The 26,321-nt window shown below is 71.6% G+C and carries 24 protein-coding genes and 1 tRNA gene; 17 read left to right on the forward strand and 8 right to left on the reverse strand.

The window, feature by feature from the left end:
• Positions 1–1,071, forward strand: coding sequence for a lysine-2,3-aminomutase-like protein (locus ACF3NH_RS18030; protein WP_422924633.1), 1,071 nt, complete (start codon positions 1–3; stop codon positions 1,069–1,071).
• Here ACF3NH_RS18030 and ACF3NH_RS18035 read toward each other — a convergent pair.
• Positions 1,068–1,541: a hypothetical protein gene (locus tag ACF3NH_RS18035; protein ID WP_422924635.1), complete on the reverse strand. Its 474-nt coding sequence runs from the start codon at positions 1,539–1,541 to the stop codon at positions 1,068–1,070. The two genes, ACF3NH_RS18030 and ACF3NH_RS18035, sit on opposite strands and share 4 nt — an antisense overlap.
• Positions 1,542–1,564: 23 nt before the next feature.
• Between ACF3NH_RS18035 and ACF3NH_RS18040 the strand changes: the two genes are divergently transcribed.
• The 7 genes from ACF3NH_RS18040 (at position 1,565) to ACF3NH_RS18070 (ending at position 7,211) form a co-directional block, all read left to right on the forward strand.
• Positions 1,565–2,650 (forward strand): LLM class flavin-dependent oxidoreductase, encoded by a 1,086-nt coding sequence (locus tag ACF3NH_RS18040; RefSeq protein WP_422924637.1) that lies wholly within the window; start codon positions 1,565–1,567, stop codon positions 2,648–2,650.
• A gap of 105 nt (positions 2,651–2,755) precedes the next feature.
• Positions 2,756–3,499 carry a signal peptidase I gene (gene lepB / locus ACF3NH_RS18045; RefSeq protein ID WP_422924639.1) on the forward strand — a complete coding sequence of 248 codons (744 nt, stop codon included), beginning with the start codon at positions 2,756–2,758 and terminating at the stop codon, positions 3,497–3,499.
• A 6-nt stretch (positions 3,500–3,505) separates the two neighbouring features.
• Positions 3,506–4,231, forward strand: coding sequence for a ribonuclease III (gene rnc / locus ACF3NH_RS18050; protein ID WP_198364564.1), 726 nt, complete (start codon positions 3,506–3,508; stop codon positions 4,229–4,231).
• Entirely contained in the window at positions 4,228–5,235 is a 1,008-nt protein-coding gene (gene era / locus ACF3NH_RS18055) for a GTPase Era (RefSeq protein ID WP_422924641.1), read from the forward strand. Before rnc ends, era begins: the two co-directional genes overlap by 4 nt.
• Positions 5,236–5,292: 57 nt before the next feature.
• A complete protein-coding gene (recO, locus tag ACF3NH_RS18060; RefSeq protein WP_198364563.1) occupies positions 5,293–6,054 on the forward strand; it encodes a DNA repair protein RecO in 762 nt (253 codons plus the stop codon).
• Positions 6,038–6,574 (forward strand): mismatch-specific DNA-glycosylase, encoded by a 537-nt coding sequence (locus ACF3NH_RS18065; protein ID WP_422924644.1) that lies wholly within the window; start codon positions 6,038–6,040, stop codon positions 6,572–6,574. Before recO ends, ACF3NH_RS18065 begins: the two co-directional genes overlap by 17 nt.
• A gap of 70 nt (positions 6,575–6,644) precedes the next feature.
• Entirely contained in the window at positions 6,645–7,211 is a 567-nt protein-coding gene (locus tag ACF3NH_RS18070) for a DUF1003 domain-containing protein (protein WP_422924646.1), read from the forward strand.
• Between the two features lie 15 nt (positions 7,212–7,226).
• On the opposite strand, the gene ACF3NH_RS18075 is transcribed toward ACF3NH_RS18070, so the two are convergent.
• On the reverse strand, positions 7,227–8,645 hold the full coding sequence (locus ACF3NH_RS18075; RefSeq protein ID WP_232476793.1) for an Nramp family divalent metal transporter: 1,419 nt from the start codon (positions 8,643–8,645) through the stop codon (positions 7,227–7,229).
• A gap of 263 nt (positions 8,646–8,908) precedes the next feature.
• On the opposite strand from ACF3NH_RS18075, the gene parC reads away from it, so the two are divergent.
• Positions 8,909–11,146 (forward strand): DNA topoisomerase IV subunit A, encoded by a 2,238-nt coding sequence (gene parC, locus ACF3NH_RS18080; RefSeq protein WP_198364560.1) that lies wholly within the window; start codon positions 8,909–8,911, stop codon positions 11,144–11,146.
• A gap of 39 nt (positions 11,147–11,185) precedes the next feature.
• On the opposite strand, the gene ACF3NH_RS18085 is transcribed toward parC, so the two are convergent.
• Positions 11,186–12,148 (reverse strand): Bug family tripartite tricarboxylate transporter substrate binding protein, encoded by a 963-nt coding sequence (locus ACF3NH_RS18085; protein ID WP_198364559.1) that lies wholly within the window; start codon positions 12,146–12,148, stop codon positions 11,186–11,188.
• A 164-nt stretch (positions 12,149–12,312) separates the two neighbouring features.
• Between ACF3NH_RS18085 and ACF3NH_RS18090 the strand changes: the two genes are divergently transcribed.
• Complete coding sequence (locus tag ACF3NH_RS18090) at positions 12,313–13,911, forward strand: ABC transporter substrate-binding protein (protein ID WP_422924649.1); 1,599 nt, start codon at positions 12,313–12,315, stop codon at positions 13,909–13,911.
• A gap of 1 nt (position 13,912) precedes the next feature.
• Positions 13,913–15,478 (forward strand): GMC family oxidoreductase, encoded by a 1,566-nt coding sequence (locus ACF3NH_RS18095; RefSeq protein WP_422924651.1) that lies wholly within the window; start codon positions 13,913–13,915, stop codon positions 15,476–15,478.
• Between the two features lie 108 nt (positions 15,479–15,586).
• On the opposite strand, the gene ACF3NH_RS18100 is transcribed toward ACF3NH_RS18095, so the two are convergent.
• Together ACF3NH_RS18100 and ACF3NH_RS18105 are read right to left on the reverse strand one after the other, a co-directional pair.
• Positions 15,587–15,662 (reverse strand) — tRNA-Glu (locus ACF3NH_RS18100).
• A 75-nt stretch (positions 15,663–15,737) separates the two neighbouring features.
• Positions 15,738–16,067: a DUF6476 family protein gene (locus ACF3NH_RS18105; protein ID WP_422924653.1), complete on the reverse strand. Its 330-nt coding sequence runs from the start codon at positions 16,065–16,067 to the stop codon at positions 15,738–15,740.
• Between ACF3NH_RS18105 and ACF3NH_RS18110 the strand changes: the two genes are divergently transcribed.
• From ACF3NH_RS18110 to ACF3NH_RS18130, 5 genes are all read left to right on the forward strand, one after another.
• On the forward strand, positions 16,054–17,079 hold the full coding sequence (locus ACF3NH_RS18110) for an RluA family pseudouridine synthase (RefSeq protein ID WP_422924655.1): 1,026 nt from the start codon (positions 16,054–16,056) through the stop codon (positions 17,077–17,079). The genes ACF3NH_RS18105 and ACF3NH_RS18110 overlap by 14 nt on opposite strands.
• 243 nt (positions 17,080–17,322) lie before the next feature.
• Complete coding sequence (rpoH, locus tag ACF3NH_RS18115) at positions 17,323–18,213, forward strand: RNA polymerase sigma factor RpoH (protein WP_198364554.1); 891 nt, start codon at positions 17,323–17,325, stop codon at positions 18,211–18,213.
• Between the two features lie 151 nt (positions 18,214–18,364).
• Entirely contained in the window at positions 18,365–19,111 is a 747-nt protein-coding gene (locus ACF3NH_RS18120) for a gluconate 2-dehydrogenase subunit 3 family protein (protein ID WP_422924658.1), read from the forward strand.
• 4 nt (positions 19,112–19,115) lie between these two features.
• Complete coding sequence (locus ACF3NH_RS18125; protein WP_422924660.1) at positions 19,116–20,882, forward strand: GMC family oxidoreductase; 1,767 nt, start codon at positions 19,116–19,118, stop codon at positions 20,880–20,882.
• 2 nt (positions 20,883–20,884) lie between these two features.
• Complete coding sequence (locus ACF3NH_RS18130) at positions 20,885–22,126, forward strand: c-type cytochrome (RefSeq protein WP_232476791.1); 1,242 nt, start codon at positions 20,885–20,887, stop codon at positions 22,124–22,126.
• 19 nt (positions 22,127–22,145) lie between these two features.
• On the opposite strand, the gene ACF3NH_RS18135 is transcribed toward ACF3NH_RS18130, so the two are convergent.
• The 3 genes from ACF3NH_RS18135 to ACF3NH_RS18145 form a co-directional block, all read right to left on the reverse strand.
• A complete protein-coding gene (locus ACF3NH_RS18135; RefSeq protein ID WP_422924662.1) occupies positions 22,146–22,859 on the reverse strand; it encodes a calcium-binding protein in 714 nt (237 codons plus the stop codon).
• A 197-nt stretch (positions 22,860–23,056) separates the two neighbouring features.
• The gene (locus ACF3NH_RS18140) at positions 23,057–24,346 is read right to left on the reverse strand and encodes an adenylosuccinate synthase (protein WP_422924664.1); all 1,290 of its coding nucleotides are present in this window, start codon (positions 24,344–24,346) and stop codon (positions 23,057–23,059) included.
• 2 nt (positions 24,347–24,348) lie between these two features.
• Positions 24,349–25,494, reverse strand: coding sequence for an ATP phosphoribosyltransferase regulatory subunit (locus ACF3NH_RS18145; protein ID WP_198364548.1), 1,146 nt, complete (start codon positions 25,492–25,494; stop codon positions 24,349–24,351).
• Positions 25,495–25,757: 263 nt separating this feature from the next.
• Between ACF3NH_RS18145 and ACF3NH_RS18150 the strand changes: the two genes are divergently transcribed.
• Positions 25,758–26,312: a hypothetical protein gene (locus ACF3NH_RS18150; RefSeq protein ID WP_198364547.1), complete on the forward strand. Its 555-nt coding sequence runs from the start codon at positions 25,758–25,760 to the stop codon at positions 26,310–26,312.
• Positions 26,313–26,321: the final 9 nt, after the last annotated feature.

Here is a 26,321-nt window from a genome sequence, read left to right on the forward strand (position 1 = left end):
ATGCCTGACGGGACGCCCCCTTTGAAGCCGCGCACGCTGCGCGACGCCCAGGCCCTGCTCGAGGCCGGGCTGATCACGCCCGCGCAGCTGCCCGGCATCGCCGCCCTGGCCGGGACCTATGCCATCTCGGTCACGCCGGCGGCGCGGGCGCTGATCGACCCCGCGGATCCGGCGGACCCGATCGCCCGGCAATACGTGCCCGACGCCGCCGAGGCCGTCACCCTCCCCTCCGAGCGGAGCGACCCGACCAGCGACGCGCCCTTCACGCCGGTCAAGGGCGTGGTGCACCGCTATCCGGACCGCGCCCTGCTGAAGCCCCTGCTGGCCTGCCCGGTCTATTGCCGCTTCTGCTTCCGGCGCGAGGTGGTGGGACCGGAGGGCGGGCTGCTGTCGGAGGCGGAGCTGGAGGCGGCGCTGGACTGGTTCGCCGCGACGCCGCAGGTGCGCGAGGCCGTGCTCACCGGCGGCGACCCCCTGATGCTGTCGCCCCGGCGCCTGGCGCATATCGTGGCGCGGCTCTCGGCGATCCCGCATCTCGACATCATCCGCCTGCATTCCCGCGTGCCCGTGGCGGCGCCGGAGCGGGTGGGCGAGGCGCTGGTCGCCGCGCTGCAGACGGAGAAGGCGCTGTTCCTCTGCGTGCACGCCAACCACGCGCGGGAATTCGCTCCGCCGGCGCGCGCGGCCCTGCGCCGGCTGGCGCTGGGCGGTGTCGCGCTGCTCGGGCAGAGCGTCCTGCTGCGCGGGGTGAACGACAGCGCGGCGGCGCTGGAGGCCCTGTTCCGCGCCATGCTGGCGGCTCGGGTCAAGCCCTATTACCTGCACCAGCTCGACCGTGCTCCCGGCACGGCGCGCTTCGAGGTGCCGATCGCCGAGGGCCGCGCCCTGCTGCGGGCGCTGCGGGGCCGGCTGACCGGCCTGGCCTGGCCCGCCTATGTGCTGGACCTGCCGGGGGGTGCCGGCAAGGCGCCGCTCGGCCCGGACTTCGCGCGGGCCGAGGGCGAGGACTGGCTGGTCGACGGCCCGCTGGACGGCCGCCCGCGGCGCCATCCGGCCGGCGGTTCGGACTAGCGCCGCGCGGGCGACAGAATCTGCCGCAGTTCCTCGACGGCGGCCGGCGCCTGCTCGGCCAGGAAGCGCATCCCGCCTTCCGAGGGGGTGATGAGCTTCACGCGGCTGTCCTCGGGCGCCGGGCTCTGCAGCAGGTAGCCGCGCGCCACCGCATCGGCCAGGGCGCGGGAGAGGGTCGCCGGGCTCAGGGCGCCGGCGCAATGGGCCTGCAGGTCCTTGTGCGTCAGCCGCTCCCCGCGACTCTGCGCCAGCGCCGCCTCCAGGAAGCACCAGAGCATCTCCGGGCCGCGCACCACCGGGCCGCCCCGCCCCGCCTGGGCGAGCAGGGCGTACTGGCGGCGCAGCACCGCGACATGCGCCGCCACCGCCGCCTCGCTCGCGGCATCGGGGGGGGCTGGCGCGCCGCGATCCCCGGCGGCGCCTCCGCCGGTCTCACCCGGGCCGTGAACGGCCTCCACGCGCCGCCCCATCAGATGCTCCTTCCTTCTCGCCGATGGCGCGCTACGCTGCCGGCATGGCGCTCGCTGTCTCGATCCTGGATCAGTCCACCATCGCCTCCGGCCGCGGCGCCGACGAGGCGATCCGTGAAACCCTCGCCCTGGCCGCCCTGGCGGACCGGCTCGGCTATGCGCGCTACTGGCTGGCCGAGCATCACAACAGCCGCAGCCATGCGGGCGCCGCCCCCGAGATCCTGATCGCCGCCATCGCAGCCACAACACAACGCATCCGTATTGGTTCCGCTGGCGTAATGCTACCGCATTATTCCGCGCTGAAAGTGGCCGAGCAGTTTCGTGTCCTGGAAGCCATCTCTCCCGGCCGCATCGATCTTGGCGTCGGCCGCGCGCCCGGCAGCGACGGGCGCACCGCCTATGCCCTGAATCCCGCCGCCGCGCAGTCCCAGTCCGACCGTTTTCCAGCCCAGGTTCAGGAGCTTATGGGATGGCTGGGCGAAGGGCTGCCGGAGGGGCACCCTTTCGCGAGCGTCATCGCCCAGCCCCGGGGCCCGACCCGGCCGGAGGTCTGGATGCTGGGCAGTTCGGGCTATGGCGCGCAGCTCGCGGCCTGGCTGGGCCTGCCTTATTGTTTCGCATATTTCATCACCGACGGGGCCGGCGCCGCCGAGGCGATGGCGCTCTACCGCGAGAGCTTCCGCCCCGAATCGGGCCGGCTGCCGGCGCCGCACGCCGCCCTCGCCGTGGTCGCCCTCTGCGCCGGGACCGAGGCGGAGGCGGAGCGGCTCTTCTCCTCCCGCGCCCTCTGGCGCCTGTCGCGGGACCGCGGCATCTACCCCGCCCTGCCGAGCCCGGAGGCGGCGGTGGCGCATCCCTACACGCCCGCCGAGCGGGAGAAGCTCTCGCGCATGCGCGAGAGCGCGATCATCGGCACGCCGGAGCGGGTGCGGGCGCGGCTCGAGGCGCTGGCGGCGGAGCTCGGCGCCGCCGAGGTCGCGGTGCTGACGCCGGTGCACGATCCCGAGGCGCGGCGCCGGTCGGTCACGCTGCTGGCCGAGGCCTTCGGCCTGCCCCGGCGGGAAGCCGGCGCCGCCCCCCCTGCCCCCTCCGCGCCGGCCGTTCCTTGACAGCCCGCCCCGCGCCGGGCTCTACCCCTGCACGCCGCCGCGGCGGAGGGCGTGGCGGATGTCGTGCGACCTCTCGCAACCCTCCCGGACGACCGAAGAGCAGTGATGACGAAGACGACGGGCGGCTGGCTCGAAAGCATCAAGACCGTGGTCTACGCGGTCCTCATCGCCGTCGGCATCCGTACCGTGGCCTTCGAGCCCTTCAACATTCCCTCCGGCAGCATGATCCCGACGCTGCAGGTGGGCGACTACCTTTTCGTCTCGAAATACGCCTACGGCTATTCCAGGCACTCGATCCCGTTCAGCCCGAACCTCTTCGAGGGCCGCATCCTCGGCGCCCTGCCGAAGCGCGGCGATGTCGCCGTCTTCAAGTACCCGCGCGACAACAGCACCGATTACATCAAGCGCATCGTCGGGCTGCCGGGCGACCGCATCCAGATGCGCGGCGGCCGGCTGTTCCTGAACGGGCAGGAGGTGCCGCGCGAGTCCCTCGGCCCCTACACGGTCGAGGGCGACGGCCCGCGCATGACGGTGCGGCGCTACCGGGAGACCCTGCCGCGCAATGGCGGCACCCGGCAGCACGAGATCCTGGAGGCCATGGATGACGGACCCTACGACAACACGCAGGAGTTTCTCGTCCCCCCCGGGCATGTCTTCGCCATTGGCGACAATCGCGACAACAGCCTCGACAGCCGCGAGATGAACGCCGTGGGCTTCGTGCCGCTGGAGAACCTGGTCGGCCGCGCCGAGATGATCTTCTTCAGCGTCGACGGCTCGGCCGCCTGGTACGAGGTCTGGAACTGGCCCTCCGCCATCCGCTGGTCGCGGCTCTTCTCGGGAGTGAACTGACGGCGCATGACCCAGGCTGCGGGACAGGGGGCCAAGGCCGGCTTCATGGCGCGGATCGGGCATCGCTTCGCCGATCCCCGCCTGCTGGAACAGGCGCTGACGCATCGCTCGGCCGCCGATCCGCGGCGCGGCATGCTCGATTCCAACGAGCGCCTCGAATTCCTCGGCGACCGGGTGCTGGCCCTCGTCATGGCGGAATGGCTGGCCGAGCGCTTCCCCCGCGAGCGCGAGGGCGCGCTCGGCAAGCGCCTCTCCGTCCTGGTGGCGGCGGAGAGCCTGGCCAAGGTGGGCGAGGCCATCGGCCTGCCCGCCGCGCTGCGCATCCCCCCCGCCGAGGGGCGCACCGGCTTGCGCGGCCGCCACACCGTCATCGCCGATGCCACCGAGGCGCTGATCGGCGCGCTCTACCTGGATGGCGGCCTGCCGCCGGCGCGCGACTTCGTCCGCCGTGAATGGGCCGCCTTCATGGAGGCCGACCCCACGCCGCCGATGTCGGCCAAGAGCCGCCTGCAGGAGCATACGCTGGGCCGCGCCGAGGGCCTGCCGGAGTACCGGCTGGTCAGCACCGCCGGGCCCTCCCATATGCCGGTCTTCACCGTCTCCGTGACCGCCGGCGGGCGTGTGGCCGAGGGGGTGGGCGAATCGAAACGCGCGGCCGAGCAGGCCGCCGCCGAGGCCTGGCTGGCCCGGCTGGACAGGTCGGAGGCCGGCAAGCCCGGCGGCAAGGCATGAGCGACAGCAGCGAGCACGGCCCTCCCCCGCAGGACGCCGCCCCAGAGCGGACGCAGCCAGGGCAGACGCAGCCAGGGCAGACGCAGCCAGAGCGGACGCAGCCAGAGCCGGGGCAGACGCGCTGCGGCCTGGTCGCCGTGGTGGGCGCGCCGAATGCCGGCAAGTCCACCCTGGTCAACCGGCTGGCCGGCACCAAGGTGAGCATCGTCTCCCCCAAGCCGCAGACCACGCGCTTCCGCATCCGGGCGGTGGTGATGCGCGGCCAGACGCAGATCGTGCTGACCGACACGCCGGGCATCTTCGCCCCGCGCCGCCGGCTCGACCGCGCCATGGTCGCCGCCGCCTGGGAGGGCGCCCAGGACGCCGATCTGGCCCTGCTGATCGTCGACAGCCGCGCCGGCATGACCGAGGCGGTGCAGTCGATCGTCTCGGTCCTCAAGCGCTCGCGCGTGCCGATCTGGCTGGTGCTGAACAAGTCCGACCTGATCGACACCAAGCGCCTGCTGCCGCTGACGGCCAGCCTGAACGAGCAGCTCTCCTTCGAGGAGACGCTGATGGTCAGCGCCGAGAGCGGCGACGGGCTGGACCGTCTGCTGGAGATGCTCGCTTCCCGCCTGCCCTACGGCCCCTGGCTCTTCCCCGAGGACGAGCTTTCCGATCTGCCGGAACGCATGCTGGCGGCCGAGATCGTGCGCGAGCAGATCCTGCGGCTGACGCATGAGGAGGTGCCGCACCATGCCACGGTCGAGACCGAGCAGTGGCAGGAGCGGCGCGACGGCTCGGTCCGGATCGACTGCACCATCTATGTCGGCCGCGCCTCGCAGAAGGCCATCCTGATCGGCGACGGCGGGACCAAGGTGAAGGATATCGGCCAGCGGGCCCGCGCCGAGCTGGAGCGGCTGCTGGAGCGCCGGGTCCATCTCTTCCTGAACGTCAAGGAGCGCCAGGGCTGGGACGAGGAGCGCGCCCGACTGCGCGCCATCGGCCTGGACGACGCCGGCTGAGGCGGCGGCGTGATCTCGGGCGCCGGGCCGGGGCTACCGGCCACCCCCCTCTAGGCCATGGAATGGCAGGCGCCCGCCATCGTGCTGGAAGCCCGCCCGCATGGCGAGGGTGGCGCCGTCGTCTCGGTGCTGACCGAGCGACACGGGCGCCATGCCGGCCTGGCCAAGGGCGGCACCTCGCGGGCCCAGGCCGGGCTGTGGCAGCCGGGCAACCTGGTCGAGGTGCGCTGGGTCGGGCGGCTGGCCGAGCAGCTGGGCGCCCTCAGCGGCGAGATGGTGCACCCCACCGCCGCCCTGGCGCTGGACGATCCGCTCGCCCTGGCCCTGCTGAATTCCGCCTGCGCGCTGGCCGCCGAGGCCCTGCCGGAACGCGAGCCGCAGCCGCGCGTCTTCTCCGGCCTGCTGACCCTGATGGCCCATCTCGGCCGCGGCGCGGCGGCCTCGGTCGCCGACTACATCCGCTGGGAGGCCCTGCTGCTGGACGCGCTGGGCTATGGCCTCGACCTCGACGCCTGCGCCGTGACCGGCGGGGCGGAGGATCTGGCCTTCGTCTCGCCCCGCAGCGGCCGGGCGGTGAGCGCCGGGGCGGCCGGGCCGTATCGCGACCGGCTGCTGCCCCTGCCGCTCTTCCTGCGCGGCGGGCAGGATGAGCGCGACCCGGCGCAATGGCTGGCCGGGCTGCGCCTGACCGGCCATTTCCTGGCCCGCGACGCCTTCGGCGCCCGGCACCGCCCCCTGCCCCCGGCGCGACAGCGGCTGGAGGCGCGCATCGCCACCCTGCTGCCGCCCGGCCCCCCGGACGATGCCCCGCCCGGCTGAGCCGATCCTGCCGGATCTGTTGCGGCCCGGCCTGCGACTGGTCTTCTGCGGCTCGGCGCCCGGCGCGGTCTCGGCGGCCCGCGGCGCCTATTACGCGCATCCGGGCAACCGTTTCTGGCCGGTGCTGCAGGCGGCCGGGCTGACGCCGCGCCGCCTGGCGCCGGCGGAGTATCCGCTGCTGCTGGACTACGGCATCGGCCTGACGGACATGGCCAAGCACGCCGCCGGCAACGATGCCGAGCTGCCGCGCGATGCCTATGACCCCGAGGGCTTCGCGGCGCGCATCCGCGCCGTCCGCCCGGCCATGCTGGCCTTCACCGCCAAGGCGCCGGCGGCCGCCTTCCTGCGCCGCCCGACCGCCGCCCTGGCCTATGGGCGGGTGGAAGGGCCGGCCGACTTCCCGCCGGTCTGGGTCCTGCCCTCCACCTCCGGCCAGGCCAGCCGCTTCTGGGATGTGCGGCCCTGGATGGCGCTCGGGGCCTGGTTCCGGGAGCGGCCGCCGGGTGGCGCAGCCCCCTGACCACGGCCCATACTGTCCGGCCCACGAGCCGCTCCCAGGCCCGCGCCGCCGTAGCCGAGATCCCCCGCCCATGCAGAACCAGCCGCATCCCGACTTCGCCACCGCCGCCCGGCGCTGGTTCGGCGCCAGCCACACCCTGGGCGACGCGGAGCAGCGCGCGCTGAGCCATGCGCTGGCGCGGCGGCCGGTCAGCCGCGACACCAACGAGGCCTTCTCCGGCCGGCTCAGCCTGGGCGACCGGCTGGCGGACCGGGTGGCGGCCTTCGGCGGTTCCTGGAGCTTCATCCTGGGCTGCACGGCGGCGCTGGCGTGCTGGGTCGTGGTGAATGGCTGGGCGCTGGTCCACCCCTTCGACCCCTACCCCTTCATCTTCCTGAACCTGCTGCTCTCGATGGTGGCCGCGCTGCAGGCGCCGATCATCATGATGAGCCAGAACCGGCAGGCCGCGAAGGACCGGCTGGACGCCACGCATGATTACGAGGTCAATCTCAAGGCTGAGATCGAGATCATGGCGCTGCACGAGAAGCTCGACCGCATGCGGTCCGAGCAGATCACCGCCCTGCTGGCCCAGCAGGAGCGGCAGATCGCGTTGCTGACACGCCTGCTGGCCGAGCGCGGGGGCGGCGCGCCCGGCTGAGGCGCGCGCGCCGGCTCAGAACGCGCCGAAGACGTTCAGCATGGTGTAGAGGCCGAGCAGCACGATGGCGATGCTGCTGACCACCAGCAGGGCGTTGAAGACCGGGCTGCCGTAGAGCGCCGGGTCGGTCTCGGTCCGCCGCAGGTGCCAGACGGCGACCACCACGGCCAGCAGGAAGATGCCGGTGGCGACGCCGCCGATCTGCACCATCAGCACCGGCGAGCGCATGAAGAGATAGGCGAGTCCCCAGACCACCGGCAGGCCGATGGTGAAGCCGCGGATCCAGCGCAGCCGCTGCCGGCTGTCCTGCCAGTCCAGCACGTCCATCACCGCCAGCAGGTTGGTGTACATCCGGGCCCAGCTCGGGATGGCGGCCCAGAGGGTGGAGCCCAGCACCACCACGGCGCCGACCAGGAAGAGCAGCCCCGCCCATTCGCCCAGCGTGTCGGTATACATGCGGGTGAGCGCGGTGATCATCTCGTTGCCCCGCGGCACGATCCCCTGCGGATGCAGCACCGCGGCGCCCATGACGAAGAAGGCGATGGTGCCGAAGGTGTAGATGACCCAGGAGAGGAAGGCATCCTTGTACATCACCGCGATCCAGCCCCGGGCGCGGCGGCGCCAAGCCTCGCTGCCGTCGTTCGGGCCGACATAGCGGGCATAGCCCTTCTCGACGCACCAGTAGGTGTAGAAGGTCAGCTCATCCGCGCCCACGCCGGTGATGCCGAACATGGCGATGGCGGCGCCGATCGCGCCCGCCGGGATGGCCAGGGACAGGCCGCTGGCGATGTCCTCCATCGAATAGGCGTAAGGCGTGAAGGGCAGGCCCAGGGCGATGCCGATGGTGATGAAGGAGAAGACCACCACCAGCAGCCCGGCGCCGTGCTCGATGCGGCTGTACTTGCTGGAATAGAGCAGCGCGATGCTGCCGAGGACGATGATCACCGTCCAGAGGCCGAGGGACGTCCCGCTCATCGGATCGCCGCCGATCGGCAGCATGATGCTCATCGCCAGCGCCACGCCGCCGACCACGCCGCCCATCTGCAGGACCTTGGACAGCGCCATGAGCGCCCAGAGCAGGTTGATCCAGCTCAGCTTCCCGAGATGCGGGCCGACCTTGTTGTAGCCCGTCAGCGCCGGCTGGCCGGTGGAGATGGTCCAGCGCGCCAGCTCGATCTGCACCGCCACCTTCACGAAGGTGGAGAAGATCACCATCCAAAGCAGCGCGAAACCGACCGTGGCGCCGAGCGTGGTGGTGACGATCAGCTCGCCCGATCCGACGATGGAGGCACTCAGGATCAGGCCGGGGCCGAGATGCCGCAGCGAGTGCTTCCAGCCAACCGGTGGTTCACGAATGCCTTCGGGTGTCAGGCAATAGGGGTCCTCGGCATCCACCCGGTCGCGAGGGGTGGCTACGGGGTTGTCGGCATTCAAAGGCGCATCCTCCCGGATCATTCAGACGAGGGACGGCCTGTTCGTGGTCTTGGACCCCTCTTCTTCCCTATGGCCGGAAGCACGCCACCGGTCAGCCCCACCCGAACCCTCGCTCCCGTGTTTGTGAGCGGCGGGCGGCGAGGAGGATCGCGTCTGGTGGCCGGCATATGTTCGGCTTATGTTCTGTGCCGGCCATTCGCCCCTTCCGCCAGACCGCGCACTGCGCTAGCCCGGGGCGGCCGCGACCGCCCGGAGGATTGCCCATGCCCGACGACCTGAACACCTTGCCCGAAGGCGGCGACGTCCGGCCCACCAACCTCTCCGCCGCCCTCTCCGAGCGCTACCTGGCCTATGCCATGTCCACCATCACGGCGCGCTCCCTGCCGGATGTGCGGGACGGGCTGAAGCCGGTGCACCGCAGGCTGCTCTGGGCCATGCACCAATTGAAGCTGGACCCCGCGGCGGGCTTCAAGAAATGCGCCCGCATCGTCGGCGACGTCATGGGCAAGTACCACCCGCATGGCGACGCCGCGATCTACGACGCCATGGTCCGGCTGGCGCAGGAATTCGCGGCCCGCTACCCACTGGTCGAGGGCCAGGGGAATTTCGGCAATATCGACGGCGATAACGCCGCGGCCATGCGCTACACCGAGGCCCGCCTCACCGCCATCGCCAGCGCCATGCTGGAGGGCATCGAGGAGAACGCGGTCGACTTCCGCGCCACCTATGACGGCGAGGAGCGGGAGCCGGTCGTGCTGCCCGCCGCCTTCCCCAACCTGCTGGCCAATGGCGCCAATGGCATCGCCGTCGGCATGGCGACCTCGATCCCGCCGCACAATGCGGGCGAGCTCTGCGCCGCCGCGCTGGCGCTGATCGCCGATCCGGCGGCCGGGGTGGACGAGCTGCTGCGGCACATGCCGGGCCCGGATTTTCCCACCGGCGGCGTGCTGGTCGAGAGCGCAGAGGCGGTGCGCGAGGCCTATGCCACCGGCCGCGGCGGCTTCCGCGTCCGTGCCCGCTGGGAGCGCGAGGCGCTGAGGAACGGCGCTTGGCAGATCGTCGTCAGCGAGATCCCCTACCAGGTGGCGAAGTCGCGGCTGATCGAGCAGATCGCGCAGCTCATGGAGGAGAAGAAGCTCCCCCTGCTCGGCGACATCCGCGACGAGAGCACCGATATCGTCCGCATCGTGCTGGAGCCCAAGAGCCGCGCGGTCGATCCCGCCGTGCTGATGGAGACGCTGTTCCGCGCGACGCCGCTGGAATCCCGCGTCTCGCTCAACATGAACGTGCTGGATGCGAGCCGCACGCCGCGCGTCATGGGCCTGCGCGAGGTGCTGCGCTGCTGGCTCGACCACCGGCACGAGGTGCTGGTGCGGCGCAGCCAGCACCGGCTGGACGCCATCGCCCGCCGGCTGGAGATCCTCGACGGCTACCTCATCGCCTATCTGAACCTCGACGAGGTGATCCGCATCATCCGTGAGGAGGACCATCCGAAGCCGGTGCTGATCTCGACCTTCGGCCTGACCGACGTGCAGGCCGAGGCGATCCTCAACATGCGGCTGCGCAGCCTGCGCAAGCTGGAGGAGATGGAGATCCGCAAGGAGCACAAGAAGCTCACCGCCGAGCAGAAGTCGCTCCAGTCCCTGCTGGGCAGCGAGAAGCTGCGCTGGAAGCGGATCGCCGACGAGATCGCCGAGACGCGCCGCCGCTTCGGCGAGGAGACCGAGGCGGGCCGCCGCCGCACCGCCATCGACGCCGCCCCCGCCGCCGTGGTCATCGACGAGCGCGCCTTCGTCGAGCGCGAGCCGATCACCGTCATCCTGTCGCAGAAAGGCTGGATCCGCGCGCTGAAGGGCCATGTGCCGATGGAGACGGAGCACAAGTTCAAGGAGGGCGACGGGCTGCGCATCGCGCTGCATGCCGAGACCACCGACCGGCTCTGCCTCTTCGCCACCAATGGCAAGTGCTTCACGCTGAAGGCCGACGCGCTGCCGCGCGGACGCGGCGACGGCCAGCCGGTGCGGCTGATGGTGGACCTGACGAACGAGGATGACGTGGTCGACCTGTTCGTCTGGAAGGAGGGACGGAAGTTCCTGCTGGCGGCGACGGACGGGCGCGGCTTCGTGGTCCGCAGCGACGACCTGCTGGCCGAGAAGCGCACCGGCAAGCAGGTGCTGCTGGTCGATCCGCCGGCCGAGGCCGCCGCCTGCGTGCCGGCCGAGGGCGACAGCGTCGCCATCATCGGCGAGAACCGCAAGCTGCTGGTCTTCCCGCTGGAGCAGGTGCCGGAGATGATGCGCGGACGCGGCGTGGCGCTGCAGGGCTATCGCGATGGCGGCCTGGCCGACGTGAAGGTCTTCACCGCCACGGCCGGCCTGACATGGCGCATCGGCGAGCGGGTGCGGCTGGAGACCGACCTGACCACCTGGCGCGGCAACCGCGCCGGGGCCGGCAAGCAGCCGCCGAACGGCTTCCCGCGCAACAACCGCTTCGGCGGGTAGGCCCGCCCCGCCCGCTCCGGCGCCTACCGCCGCGCGCGCTCAGGAGGGGGTGAGGTTGGCCTGGCGGATGACCTCGGCATAGATCGCCGTGTCGCGCCGGATGCGGGCCGCCAGATCGGCGCCGCCCTGGGCCAGCACGTCCAGCCCGATCGCCCTCATGCGTTCGCGCGCCTCGGGCCGCCCGATGCTCCGCAGCAGCGCGTCGGACAGCGCCGCCCTGGTCTCCGGGTTGGCCCCGGCCGGCATCACCACGCCGTAGAAGGTGTCGTTCACCAGCTGCGGCCAGCCGAGCTCGGCCATGGTCGGCAGGTCGGCGAGCAAGGGGTGCCGACCAGGGGACACGACGCCCAGCGCCACCAGCCTGCCGTCACGCACCGCCTCCAGCACGTCGGGCAGGTTGCCGAAGGTGTAGTCCACGCGGCCGCTCAGCAGGTCCGTCAGCATGGGCGCGACGCCGCGATAGGGGACATGCTCGGCATTCAACTCCGCGAGTTGCTTGAGATGCTCGAGGCCCATGTGCTGGCTGGTGCCGTTGCCATTGCTGCCGAAGGAGAGGCCGGCGCCCGGCTGCCGCGCCTTGGCGAGGAAGCTCGCGAAGTCCGGCGCCACCGAGGGATGGCAGACCAGCACATGCGGCGTGCCGACCAGCAGCGCCAACGGATCGAAGTCCGCTGAGGCGTCATAGGGCCGGGGCCGGTGCAGGGTCTGGTTCACGGTGAAGCTGTTGGCGACCATCAGCAGGGTCTGCCCGTCAGGCGGCAGGACCTTCACCGCCTGCACCGCCAGCAGCGTGCCGGCGCCCGGCCGGTTCTCCACGACGAAGCTCTGCCCGAGCAGAGGGCCGGCCGCGTCCGCCGTCAGGCGGCCGACGAGATCGATGGCCGAGCCCGGCGGGAAGGGCACGACATAGCGGATGGGCGCCGCCGGTCTCCAGCCCGAGGGTTGCGCGAGGGCGGGCATGGCCAGAAGGCCACCCAGGGCCAGGAGCGGGCGACGACGCATCCATTCGGTCCTTCGACAGGGAGACGGTGCGATGCCCTGTGCAAGCCGCGTGCCACGGCGCGCGGCCGCTCTGGCCCAGGCTTTGCAGAGTCCGCCCGACCGCGGCGCCGGACTGGCTCCGGCGCGGCTCTCAGAGCAGGCTGTCCGGAAAGGGAAGCACGAGGATGAAGACGATCAGGCGAGGCGTCCTGGCCAGCGTGGCGATGCTGGCCGCCTGGATGCCGCCCACATGGCCCGCGGGAGGGTCTTCGCGAGCCGGCGAGGCTCGCGCGGAGACCATCACCGCGGTGCTGGAAGCGGAGATCGTCACGCTCGATCCCCATTACATCGGTGCCTATATCACGCGCACCTTCGGCTACATGGTGTTCGACACGCTCTTCGCTCCGGACAGCGAGGGCAACACGAAACCGCAGATGGTGCAGTCCTGGACCGTCTCGGACGACCAGCTCACCTGGGACTTCACGCTGCGCGACGGGCTGGCCTTCCATGACGGCGCCCCCGTCACCGGCGAGGATGCCGTCGCGTCGCTGAAGCGCTGGAGCACGCGCAGCGCGCTCGGCGGCCGGCTGATGAAGGTCGCGGCCTCGCTGGAGGCCACCGGCGCGAAGAGCTTCCGCCTGCAGCTGAAGGAGCCCTACGGCCTGGTGCTCGACACACTCGGCACCACCTCCTCGCCGACGCCGTTCATCATGCCGGCGCGCATCGCGGCGACCACGCCAGGCAGCACGCAGGTGTCCGAGATCATGGGTTCCGGGCCCTTCGTCTACAGCCGTGCGGATCACCGGCCCGGCGACCGCATGCTGCTGCGGAGGAATGCCGCCTATGTGCCGCGCCCCGAGCCCGCCGACTTCCTGGCGGGCGGCCATGTGGTCAAGGCCGACGCGCTCGACATCCGGGTCGTGCCGGATGGCGCCACCGCGGCGGCGGCCCTGCAGCAGGGCGAGATCGACTACATGCAATACGCCCCCTTCGACCTGCTGCCGGCGATGGAGAAGGACCGGCGCCTCAAGGTGCTGAACTTCGCCGGCGCCCACATGTTCACCGGCCACTACCGCATCAACACCGCCTCCCCGCCCTTCAACGACCCCGCCATCCGCCGCGTGCTGTTGCGGCTGGTGAACCAGGAGGAGGTGGTCGCCGGCCTCGGCCTCGACAGTCGCTACGGCCAGAGCTGCGCCGCCTTCTTCATCTGCGGCTCGCCCTATGAGAGTGCCGCCGGCACGGCGCCGCTGAAGGATCCCTCGATCGAGGCCGCCGCCGCCGCGCTGAAGGCCACGAACTACGATGGCACGCCGGTGGTGGTCATGGCGGCGAGCGACCTGGAGGCACCGCGCGTCGCCTCGACCATCCTGGCCGACCGCCTCGCCCGCGCCGGCTTCAAGGTCGACCTGCAGATGACCGACTGGGCCACGCTGCTGGCGCGCCGCACCAACCGCCAGGGCTGGAGCGTCTATGGCGTGCACGCCCTGGGCCTCGACCTCGCCTCGCCGCTGACCAACTCCGTCATCAACTTCAACTGCACCAGCGCCGCCACCGCCGGCTTCATGTGCGATGAGCGGATGGTCCCGCTCTTCGACGCCTTCGCCCGCGCGCCGACGCGCGAGGCCCAGCGCGAGGTGGCGGGCCAGATCCAGTCCATCGTCTACGAGCAGGGGCTCGGCATCCCCTTCGGCCAGTTCGCCCAGCCGGCGGCCTATCGCGCCGTGCTGTCGGGCGTGATCCCCTCCGCCATTCCCCTGTTCTGGAACATCGAGAAGAAGTAAGATGCACGACGTGATCGTGGTGGGTGCCGGCTCGTCCGGCGCCGCCCTCGCAGCCCGCCTTTCCGAGGATCCCCGGTGCCGTGTGCTGCTGCTGGAGGCGGGGCGCGACTGGCGCTCGGCCGAGGCGCCGCAGGAGCTTCGCAGCGCCAATATCGTCCCCTTCATGCATGACCCGGCGCACCAGGCGAAGTGGCAGTGGCCCGGCCTGATGGCCCGCCGCACCGCCGCCCAGGCACCGAAGTTCTACTGGCGCGGCAGGACCATGGGCGGCTCCTCGACGGTGAACGCGCAGATCGCCATCCGCGGCGTGCCGGCCGCCTTCGACGCCTGGGCCGAGGCCGGCTGCGAGGGCTGGTCGGCCGAGGATGTGCTGCCGCTCTTCGACCGGATCGAGGACGACGCGGAGACCGGCACGGCACCCGGCATCCGCCGGGGCGGGCCGCTGCCGGTCCATCGCGCGCCCCTCGCCGAATGGGGCGCGGTCGATCTGGCGCTGCGCGAGGCGGCGCTGGCCGAGGGCTATCCCTGGAAGGCCGATCTCAACGCGCCCACCGGGGAGGGCATCTCCTGCAACCCGATCAACAGCCGCGACGGCCGGCGCGTCACCACCAATGACGGCTACCTGGAGCCGGCGCGCGGCCGGCCCAACCTTGAGATCCGCGGCGAGGCCCTGGTGGACCGCGTCCTGCTCGAGGGCGGCCGCGCCGTCGGTGTCCGGGTGCGGTTCGGTGACGGGGGCTGGGAGGAGATCCGCGCGAGGGAGATCGTGCTCTCCGCCGGCGCCATCCACAGCCCGGCCATCCTGCTGCGTTCGGGCATCGGCCCCGCGGCGCCGCTCCGCGCGCTCGGCATCCCGGTGGCGCTGGACCTGCCGATGGTCGGGCGGAACCTGATGGACCACCCGATCCTCCGCGCCACGCTGAAGCTGAGGCCGGAGCATCGGGCGCGCGGCGCGGATGCGCGCCACACCAATTGCTGCCTGACCTACAGCAGCGGCCTGGCCGGCGGCGGCGAGCGCGACATGATCATGATCGCCTACAACCATCGCGGCCTGTCGGAGGCCGGTCCGGCGCCGGAAGGGGCGATCGGCGCCGCGCTCTACGATGCGTATTCCCGCGGGCAGCTGGAGCTGACCTCGGCCGATCCCGAGGCCCATCCGATCGTCGAGGAGAACATGCTCGACCACCCGGGCGACCGGCTGCGCCTGCGCGATGCGGTACGCCGGCTGGCGCGGATCGTGCGGCAGCCGGCGGTGGCCGGGCTCTGCGAGGCCGTCACCTTCGGCGACAGCGGGATCGGCATGACGGAGGCCGCGGCGCTGCCCGACGACGAACTGGACGCGCTGATGCTGCGGGAGGCCGGCGACATCCAGCACGCCGCCGGCACCTGCCGAATGGCCGCCTTCGAGGACCCGCGCGGGGTGGTGAACCCGGATCTGACGGTGAAGGGGATCGCCGGGCTGCGCGTGGCCGACGCCTCGATCATGCCGACCGACTGCCGCGCCAACCTGCACTTCACCTGCGTGATGATCGGTGAGAACCTCGCCCGACGCATGCGGCGGGCCTGACGGCGTGGCCGCGAGCGCCCGCCCTCGCGGCGGTCGCTCCGGCTCGTGCCGGCGGATGCAGAAATGTCCGGAAAAGCCAAGGCCATGGCGCGCGGTCAAGAGCGCGCCTGGCGTCCCCTAGGGGATTCGAACCCCTGTTGCCGCCGTGAGAGGGCGGTGTCCTAGGCCTCTAGACGAAGGGGACTAGATGGCGTGGGCGGGCTTCTATCCGCCCGGCCGGGGCTCCGCAAGGGGGCTTCCGCGGAAAAACGCGAAAAACCTACTCGCCCAGACGGATCTCCCCCGCCATGCGGCCGGAGCGCGGATCGACCAGCAGGATGCGCGCGCCGTCCGGCCGTTCGACCCAGACCGCGAGCCGCCCCTCCAGCGCGGCGATCTGGCCGATCCGCGTTCCTGGCGGCTGCCGCAGGGAGAGATCCGTGCTAGTCCAGGGCAGGCCGCCCTCGCGGGAGCCCTGGGAGGTCACCTCCGGGGCTGAGAGGCGTGTGGTGGCCTCGCCCATGCGCTGGACCAGCGCCACGACCAGCGCCACCGTGCCGACGATGATCATGACCCCCATCACCCCAACCAGTATCTTGAGCCAGCGCACCGATCCTCCTCCCAACACCACGGACCCCGCCGGCAGCACGCCGGAGGGCCCCTTCCCCGTCATCGCCACGGCGGAGGATGCGGGTCTCCGCCTCGACCGCTTCCTGGCGGGCGCGATAGGCGCCGTCTCGCGCTCGCGCGTCAAGGCGCTGATCGAGGGCGGGCACGTGACGCGGGACGGCGCCCCGGTCGACAATCCCTCCGAGGCCGTGCGGCCGAGGGCGCGCTACCTGGTGGCGCCGCCGCCCGCCGCGCCGGCGGTGCCGGAAGCCCAGGCGATCCCGCTGACTATTCTCTTCGAGGACCGCCACCTGATCGTGCTGGACAAGCCCGCCGGGCTGGTCGTCCATCCGGCACCGGGCAATCAGGACGGCACGCTGGTCAACGCCCTGCTTGCCCATGCCGGGGAGGAGCTAACCGGCATCGGCGGCGAGCGGCGACCCGGCATCGTCCACCGGCTGGACAAGGACACCTCCGGCGTCATGGTGGTTGCGAAGAGCGAACGGGCGCACCAGATCCTATCCGAGGCCTTTGCCAGCCGCGACCTGGAGCGGTCCTACCTGGCCCTGGCCTGGGGCGTGCCCGCCGTGCCGCGCGGCGAAGTGGAGGCTTCCGTCGGCCGTCACCCCATGGACCGCAAGCGGATGGCGGTGGTCACGCGCGGCGGCAAGACCGCCCTGACGCGCTACCAGACCGAACGGGCCTGGGGCACCGGCTGTTCCCTCCTGCGCTGTCGCCTGGCGACGGGGCGGACGCATCAGATTCGCGTGCATCTGTCGCATATCGGGCATCCCCTTGTCGGGGACCCGGTCTATCTCCGCCGGCTTCCGGCCGCCGCGCGGGCGGTGCCGCAGCCGGCGCGGGACACGCTGCTGGCCTTTCCGCGTCAGGCCCTGCATGCGGAAACGCTGGGATTCCAGCATCCTGTGACGGGCGAGACGCTGCGCTTCTCCGCCCCCCTGCCGCCCGACATGGCGGCGCTGATCACGTTGCTGGACGGTAACCCGGAGTAACCCGACTATTACAGTCGGGATTTCCTTGCGCAACTCTTCGCAGCGCGGTAGCGTTCATCTGTCGCCAACGCCGGGTGCCATCGCCATGGCGCGGCCGCCGAACCTGTCTGGCCCGTGACGCCAGGCGGGAGGGCGCGTCAGGGCCCGAGCGGAGGACGACCCGGACCGCACGCCGACCGTGCGGGACATTCCAGGGGTTCGCTGTCACAGGGGCTCCCGGCCGGTGCAGGAGGCAAAGCAGTTATGGCTTCCACGACTTCTTCGATGTTGACCATGGCCCCCGAGGGCAATCTCTCCCGCTATCTGCAGGAGATCCGCAAGTTCCCGATGCTCTCCCCCGAGGAGGAGTTTCGCCTTGCCAAGAAGTGGAAGGACGAAGGCGACCAGCAGGCCGCCCACCGCCTTGTCACGTCGCATCTCCGCCTCGTCGCCAAGATCGCCATGGGCTATCGCGGCTATGGCCTGCCCGTGGGCGAGCTGATCAGCGAAGGCAATGTCGGCATGATGCAGGCGGTCCGCCGCTTCGATCCCGACCGTGGCTTCCGTCTGGCCACCTACGCCATGTGGTGGATCCGCGCCGCGATCCAAGAGTACATCCTGCATTCCTGGTCGCTCGTGAAGATGGGCACCACGGCCGCGCAGAAGAAGCTGTTCTTCAACCTGCGCCGGCTGAAGGGACAGATGGCCGCGCTCGAGGAGGGCGATCTCAAGCCCGAGCAGGTGGAGAAGATCGCGCACACGCTCCAGGTTCCGGAGCAGGACGTGATCTCGATGAACCGCCGCCTCGCCTCGCCGGACAATTCGCTGAACGCGCCCGTCCGCGCCGACAGCGAGGGCGAGTGGCAGGACTGGCTGGTCGATGACAGCGAGAGCCAGGAAACCGAGATCGCCGAGCGGCAGGACATGTCCAACCGCCGCCAGCTTCTGGGCGAGGCGCTGAAGACGCTGAACGAGCGCGAGCGCCACATCCTGATCGAGCGGCGGCTGAAGGACGAGCCGACGACGCTCGAGGAGCTTTCGCAGCAGTACAGCATCAGCCGCGAGCGCGTGCGCCAGATCGAGGTGCGGGCCTTCGAGAAGCTGCAGAAGAGCATGAAGACGCAGATCATGGAGCGGCGCCTGGCGGTGGACTGACCGCCCGTCCCTTCCGACGCTGCACTGGGGCGCGGCCGGCTGGCCGCGCCTTTTCCGTTTTCACCGGAATGCGAGAATCATGGCCACCTTGTAGCGCAACGGCTTACCTCAACTTGGTATTCCGGTAGCAGCCCCTGCCCAAGGTGCCGCCATGACCGCCTTGCTTCCGTCGCCCGGGAGGCGACGCTTTCTCCTCGCCTCCGCCGCGCTGCTTCTGGGTGCCTCCGGCGGCGCCCTCGGCCGCAGCATCCAGGGTGGCCTGCCCTGGACCCCTTTCGCCGCGGATCCGCCCCGCCCCTTCCGCCCCGGCCCCTGGCAGTACTTCACCCTGGAGGAGGCGCAGGCCGTGGAAGCGGCGGTGGAGCGGCTGATCCCGCGCGACGAGCTCAGCATGAGCGGCAAGGAGGCGGGCTGCGCCGAGTTCATCGACCGTCAGCTCGCCGGTCCCTATGGCCGTGCCGAGCGGGCCTATATGCGCGCGCCGTTCCAGGCCGGAACGCCGGAACAGGGCTTCCAGCAGAACACCACCCCCGCGATGACCTATCGCCGCGGCCTGGCGTCGCTCGACACCCATTGCCGCGAACGACTGGGCGGCCGTGGCTTCGCCGAATTGCCGCCGGAGGAGCGCGACCGTCTCCTCGCCGCCATGGAGAAGGGCGAGGCCGGCCTCAGGGGTGTGGACGAGAAGCTCTTCTTCGACCAGCTTCTCGGCAACACCATGGAGGGCTTCTTCGCCGACCCGATCCATGGCGGCAACCGCGACATGGTGAGCTGGAAGATGCTGGGCTTTCCCGGCACCCGCTACGACTTCCGCGACTTCGTCGATCGGCACAATCAGAAGCTCGACCTGCCGCCCGTCAGCATCGCCGGCCGCGCCGGCTGGATCCGGGAAGGCTGAGGCGGTGGCGCGCCTGCTTCCCCGCCGGGATGTCGTGGTGGTCGGGCTTGGCTGGTCCGGCTCCATCATCGCCAATGAGCTGACCGAGGAAGGGCTGGACGTGGTGGCGCTGGAACGCGGCCCCTGGCGCGACACGGCAGCGGATTTCAACATCGGGGTGGCGCCGGACGAGCTGCGTTTCGCCCGCCGCCGCGAGCTGATGGTCTCCCCCGCCCAGGTCACGGTCACCACCCGCAACAACGCCAGCCAGACCGCGCTGCCGATGCGCGAATGGGGCAGCTTCCATCCCGGCAACGGGGTGGGCGGCGCGGGCATCCACTGGGCCGGCATCACCTATCGCTTCCATCCCACGGATTTCCGCCTGCGCAGCCACCTGACGGAACGCTACGGGGCCGCCGCCATCCCGGAGGAGCTTTCGGTGCAGGACTGGGGCACCGACTGGGAGGAGATGGAGCCCTTCTATGACAGGTTCGACTATCTGGCCGGCATCTCCGGCAAGGCGGGCAACATCCAGGGCCGCATCGAGGAGGGGGGCAACCCCTTCGAGGGGCCGCGCGCGCGGGACTATCCCCTGCCCCCGATGCGCCAGCCCTACGGCCCAACGCTGTTCGCCGAGGCGGCGCGCGGCCTGGGCTACCATGTCTTCCCCGCGCCCTCGGCGCTGCTCTCGCAGGGCTATGTGAACACGCTCGGGATCGCCATGGGGCCCTGCACCTATTGCGGCTTCTGCACCAATTACGGCTGTGCCAACTATTCCAAGGCCAGCGCCCAGACCGCCGTGCTGCCCGTGCTGATGCGCAAGCCGAACTTCGAGCTCCGCACGCTCTGCGAGGTGCTGCGCCTGCGTCTCGACCCCAGCCGCCGACAGGTGCGGAGCGTCATCTACCTCGACAGCGACGGAGAGGAATGGGAGCAGCCCGCCGACCTCGTCGTCGTCACCGCCTTCACGCTCGACAATGTGCGGCTGATGCTGCTCTCCGGCGTGGGCGAGACCTACGACCCGCGCACGCGGCGGGGCACCATCGGGCGCAACTTCTCGTACCAGATGGGCAATGGCGCGCAGTGCTACTTCGAGGACAAGGTGTTCAACACCTTCATCGGCGGCGGCGCCATCGGCATGGCCATCGACGACCTGAACAACGACAACTTCGACCATGGGGGGCTCGGCTTCTTCGGCGGCGGCAGCGTGCGCTGCATCCCGGTCGGCGCCACGCCCATCGCGCAGCGGCCGGTGCCGCCGGGCACGCCGCGCTGGGGCTCGGCCTGGAAGCGGGCGACGGTGAAGTACTACCAGGCCAACCTGAACGTCAGCGCCGAGTCCAGCTCCTATTCCAGCCCGGCCAACCACCTCGATCTCGACCCGACCTATACCGACAGGCTGGGCCGCCCCCTGCTGCGCATCACCTTCGACTTCCCGGAGAACGACCGGCGCATGTCGCGCTACGTCACCGCACGGGCGGCGGAGATCGGCCGCGCCATGGGCGCCAGCCAGGTGGTGGAGACGGTGCGCGACGGGCACTGGTCCAGCGTGCCCTACCAGTCGACCCATGTGGTGGGCGGCATGATCATGGGCGCCGATCCGACGACCAGCGCGGTCAACAAGTACCTGCAGAGCTGGGACGTGCCGAACCTCTTCGTCGTCGGCGCCTCGGCCTTCCCGCAGAACTCCGGCTACAATCCGACCGGCACGGTGGGCGCCCTGGCCTTCAAGGCCGCCGATGCCATCCGGACGCGCTATCTCGCGGCCCCGGGACCGCTGGTGCCGGCATGAGGATGAACGCCTCCGCCCGGCGCCTCGCCGGACTCGCCTTCGGCCTGATCCTCGGCCTGGCCGGCACGGCCGCCGCGCAGATGCCCTCCTTCGAGCGCATCGAGCGCGGCCGCGACCTGGCGGCGCAGGGCGACTGCACCGGCTGCCACACGCTGCGGGGCGGCCCGCCCTTCGCCGGCGGCGTGGCACTGCAGACGCCCTTCGGCACGCTGGTCGCGCCCAACATCACCCCCGATCGCGAGACCGGCATCGGCGCCTGGAGCGAGGAGGAGTTCCTCCGCTCCATGCATGAGGGCATCGCCGCCGGCGGCAAGCGGCTCTACCCGGCCATGCCCTACACCGCCTACACCAGGATGTCGGAGCGCGACGTGCGCGACATCTGGGCCTATCTGCGCACGGTCGAGCCGGTGCGGAACGCGATCGAGCCCAATCAGCTTCCCTTCCCGTTCAACATCCGCGCGGTGATGTGGGTGTGGAACACGCTGAACTTCTCGCCCGGCCGCTTCCGGCCCGACCCGAACCGGTCCGAGCAGTGGAATCGCGGCGCCTATCTGGTGGAGGGCGCCGGCCATTGCGGCACCTGCCACACGCCGAAGACCTTCCTGGGCGCCGACAGGTCGGACGAGGCGCTACGCGGCGCGGTGCTGCAGGGCTGGTACGCGCCGCCGATCACCGGCAACCCCTGGCAGGGCCTGGGCGGCTGGAGCGCGGAGGAGATCGTGCAGTACCTCCGCACCGGCGCCAACCGCCACGCCATGGCCTCGGGCCCGATGGCGGAGGTGGTGGAGAACTCCACCATGCACATGAGGGAGGAGGATCTGCGCGCCATCGCGGCCTATCTGCGCGAGGTGCCCGACCCCGCCGCCAAGCCCGCGCCGCTGGCGGCGGAGGACCCACGCCTGCGCACCGGCGGCGCCATCTACGCCGACACCTGCTCCGCCTGCCATGTCAGTCAGGGCCAGGGCGTGACCATGCTCTTCCCGCGGCTGGCCGGCAGCGCCCATGTGCAGGCGCCCGATCCGACCAGCCTGATCCGGATGGTGGTCGAGGGCTCCCGCCCCGTGGCGACGCCGGGCGCGCCGACGGCGCCGGCCATGCCCTCCCTGGGCTGGCGGCTGAGCGACCGGCAGGTGGCGGATGTGCTGAGCTACATTCGCAACAGCTGGGGCAATGCCGCCCCGCCGGTGACGCCCGAGCAGGTGCGCCGGACGCGGGAGGGCCTGCGGTCGGCGGCGGGCGGCTGAGGGAGCGCGCCCGCGCCCGTCAGGCGAAGAGGATGTCCCCCGCCTGCAGGGCGGCGACACCATACAGATGGATCCCGGCGGGCTCGTAGACGGCGGTGAAGTCGAGGGACAGCCCCCAGGGCTGCGGCGTCACCGCCACCGCCGCCTCACTCAGCCCATAGCCGCGCAGGTCGATGCGATCCTCGCCGGGCTGGAAGTCCATGATGGTGTCGATGCCGCCATTGGCATCCGCCGCTTCCTCGCTGAAGCTGCTGTAGGCATAGACGAAGATGTCGCCGCCGACGCCGCCCCAGAGCCGGTCGGCGCCGCTGCCGCTGCCGATGAGGTCGTTCCCCTCGCCGCCCAGGATGATGTCGTCGCCGCTGCCGCCGCGAAGCTGGTCGTCGCCGCTGCCGCCCAGGAGGAGATCGGCCCCGCCGCCGCCCAGGATGACGTCCTGGCCCGGACCTCCGTCGAGGTGGTCGCCCAGGTCCCGCGCGGCGAAGGCGTCCACGGCCCCGGCGCTGGGCCCGGCCGGGCCATAGCCATGGATCAGGTCGTCGCCCGCGCCGCCGGACACCCTGTCACGCCCGTAGCCGGCATGGATGGTATCGGCGCCGTGGCCCGCGATGATGACATTGTCGCCCGGCGGAGCGTTCGGATCGGCGTCGTCGTCACCGAAGATGGTGTCCCCCTCCCGGTGCCAGAACAGGTTGATGACGTCGTTCCCCAGGGTGCCGCGATAGATCGCCATACGGGCCTCATGCCGTTTCGCCTCCCCCCGAATGGGGAAGGGCCCGGCATGGGGCGACAGAATCTCACAAATCGGGAGTGACATGGGCGTGTCCTCCGGAGATTGTCAGAATCTCCGGAGGTGCTTTTTCGTTCCGATATTGAGATGTTCCGCTGGCGGGATTCCGGACGGAGGCTCTTTCCCGGCCGGCCTCTCCCCTAGCCCGCGAAGGGGTCGCTCACCAGGATGGTGTCGTCGCGCTCCGGCGAGGTGGACAGCAGCGTCACCGGCGCCTCCACCAGCTCCTCGATGCGCTTGACGTACTTGATGGCGGTGGCCGGCAGTTCCGCCCAGGAGCGCGCCCCCATGGTGGACTGGCTCCAGCCTTCCAGCACCTCGTAGATCGGCTTCGCCTTGGCCTGGGCGCCGAGCGCGGCCGGCAGGCGCTTCACCACCTCGCCGTCGATGTCATAGCCGGTGCAGATCTTCAGCTCCGTCAGGCCGTCGAGCACGTCGAGCTTGGTCAGCGCCAGGCCCTGCACGCCGCCGACCTTGACCGCCTGCCGCACCAGGCAGGCATCGAACCAGCCGCAGCGGCGCGGCCGGCCGGTGACGGTGCCGAACTCGCGGCCCCGCTCGCCCAGGCGCTTGCCAACATCGTCGAACAGCTCGGTCGGGAACGGGCCCGAGCCGACACGGGTGGTATAGGCCTTGGCGATGCCCAGCACCGTGCCGATGCCGTGCGGCCCGATGCCCGACCCCGCGGCGGCATTGCCGGCGACGGTGTTGGAGGAGGTGACGAAGGGATAGGTGCCGTGATCGACGTCCAGCATCACCGCCTGCGCGCCCTCGAACAGCACGCGCTTGTTGGCATGGCGCGCCCCGTCCAGCCGCTCCCACACCGCCTCGGCATAGGGCAGCAGCTTCGGCGCCAGCGCCACCAGCCCATCCAGCAGCGCCTGCTTCTCGAAGGTGGCCGCGCCCAGACCCTTCAGCAGCGTGTTGTGGTGCAGCAGAAGCTCGTCGAGCTTCCGCGACAGCGTCTCCGGCTCGGCCAGGTCGCAGAGGCGGATGGCGCGGCGCGCCACCTTGTCCTCATAGGCGGGACCGATGCCCCGCCCGGTGGTGCCGATCTTGGCCTCGCCGCGGGCCTCCTCGCGCGCCTTGTCGATGGCGGGGTGCAGCGGCAGGATCAGCGGCACGTTCTCGGCGATGCGCAGGTTGTGCGGGCCGACATCGAGGCCCTGGCCGCGCACCCTGGAGATCTCGGAGAGCAGCGCCTCCGGGTCCAGCACCACGCCATTGCCGATGACGCCCAGCTTGCCGCGCACCACGCCCGAGGGCAGCAGCGAGAGCTTGTAGGTCTGGTTGCCGACGACCAGGGTATGGCCGGCGTTATGGCCGCCCTGGAAACGCACGACGATATCGGCCCGGCTGGCCAGCCAGTCGACGACCTTGCCCTTGCCCTCGTCACCCCACTGGGCGCCGATAATGGCGACATTGGCCATGGCTACGCGTTCTCCTCGATCGGCGCGGCGCTGCCGCCGCGCAGGATGTGGCCGCAGCGCAGACGTTGCGGCGTGTCGGCGGCCGACAGCGCCGCCACCGTGATGAAACCTTGGGTCCGGAGCCGCGCCGCCGCAACCGGATCGGCGCCGAGCGGCAGGAAGACGCGCGGCGGCGGCGGAGCGGCCGGGGCCGCGCGGCGCACCGCGTCGGGATAGAGGGTCAGGCCGGTCGCCGGCTCCTCGCCGCTGCGGTAGCGGCCGCCGCGCGCCAGCTCGCCGGTGCGGCCCGGGCCGTAGAGGGTGAAGGCGACGCCGACATGGTAGCGCAGCCCGCGGAACTCGACCGGATCGAGGGTGATGCGCAGCCCCGGCGCGCGGGCGCGGATGGCGGTGACGATGGCGGCGGCATTGTCGGCGATGGCGCGGGCGGCGGGCGGCAGCTCGGCATCGGCCAGGGCCTGGAGCGCGCGGTCGGCCGGGCCGGCCGCGGTCAGCAGCGCGGTCAGGCCATTGGCCGGCGGCCCCGCGATGGCGGCCAGCTCGGTGACGGCGGCGGCGTCCTTGCGGTCCAGCGCCCGGGCCAGGCGGCGGCGCGCCTCGCCCTCCACCCCGGCGGCGTCCAGCAGGGCGGGCGCCATGGTGGGCAGGGTGATGTCGAGGCTGGGCGCGGCGATGCCGATGGCGGCCAGCGCCTCGACTCCGAGCAGCGCCACCTCGGCATCGGCCTCGGCGCTGTCGGCGCCGATCAGCTCGATCCCCGCCTGCGGGATCTGCCGCTCCGGCGCGAGCTGGCTGCCGCTGACCCGCAGCGCCTGCCCGGAATAGGAGAGCCGCAGCGGCCGGGGCACGTCGCCCAGCCGGGTGGCGGCGATGCGCGCCACCTGCGGCGTGATGTCGGCGCGCAGCCCCATCATGCGGTGGCTCGCCGGGTCCATCAGCCGGAAGGTCTGCTCGGCCATCGCGGCGCCGGATCCGGCCAGGAGGGAATCCTCGAACTCCAGCAGGGGCGGCTTCACCCGCTCGTAGCCATGGCCGGCGAAGACCGCGAGCATCGCCTCCACCAGCGTGGCCTCCTGCGCCGCCTCGGGGGGCAGCAGGTCGTTCAGGCCGGAGGGCAGCAGGGCGGGGTTGGGCGGGTCTTCGGTCATGGGTCCTGGGCCGGATGCACCGTGGGTCCGTGAGGGTCTGCGCGAGGTGCCGCATCCGGGGCGCGGAGCACGGCGGCCGGAGCGGCTGCCCGGCTTTAGCACCGCGCCGCGCGGGCGGCACGCCGCAATGCACGGGCGGCGGCTGTGTGGCAGCGGCGGGCGCGCCGGGCAAGGGCGGATCGCGCAGGGAAGCACCGCAGCCGGCGCGGGCGGTCACGCAAGCATGGTTGGGATCGGAGGGTGGAAAGGCCTATCCTGCGGGCATGAAGCGCCGCGCCCTGCTCTCCGCCCTTCCCCTGGCCTTTCCCCTGGCCCTGCTCGCCGCCTGCGCCGACGACGCGGCGCGGAGCCACCTCTGGGGCTTCGGCGACCCGGTCCGCGGCGCCGCGCTCAATGCGCCGCGGCAGTTCGGCGACCTCTCGCGTTGGCAGGGCCAGCCGGACCAGGCGGCGCTGGCCCTGGTGCAGATCGAGTTCCTGGCCCAGGCGCTGGCGACCGACCCCTTCTACACCGCCCAGGTCTCCCCCACCGTCGTGATCCAGCTCCAACAGGCGCGGGACCAGGCGCGCGATCACCTCGGCATCCGACGCGACGCGGCGCCGGAGGCGGTGATGGCGGCGCTGCGGCAGGCCGCCGCTGCGGTGCGCGACGGCCGCATGGCCAGCGCCGAGGCCGCCCTCTCCGGCCCCGACTTCACCCTCGGCGGCGCCGCCACCCTGCGCCGCCTGTCCGCCCTGCCGCGCCTGCCGCGTGCCTCGGAGGCGGCAGGCGCGGTCAACGCGGAGTTGCGCCGCATGGACGGTTCGCCCCGCCGCTGAGCCGGAATC

The sequence above is a fragment of the Pseudoroseomonas sp. WGS1072 genome (assembly GCF_049340465.1).
Classification (GTDB): Bacteria; Pseudomonadota; Alphaproteobacteria; order Acetobacterales; family Acetobacteraceae; genus Pseudoroseomonas.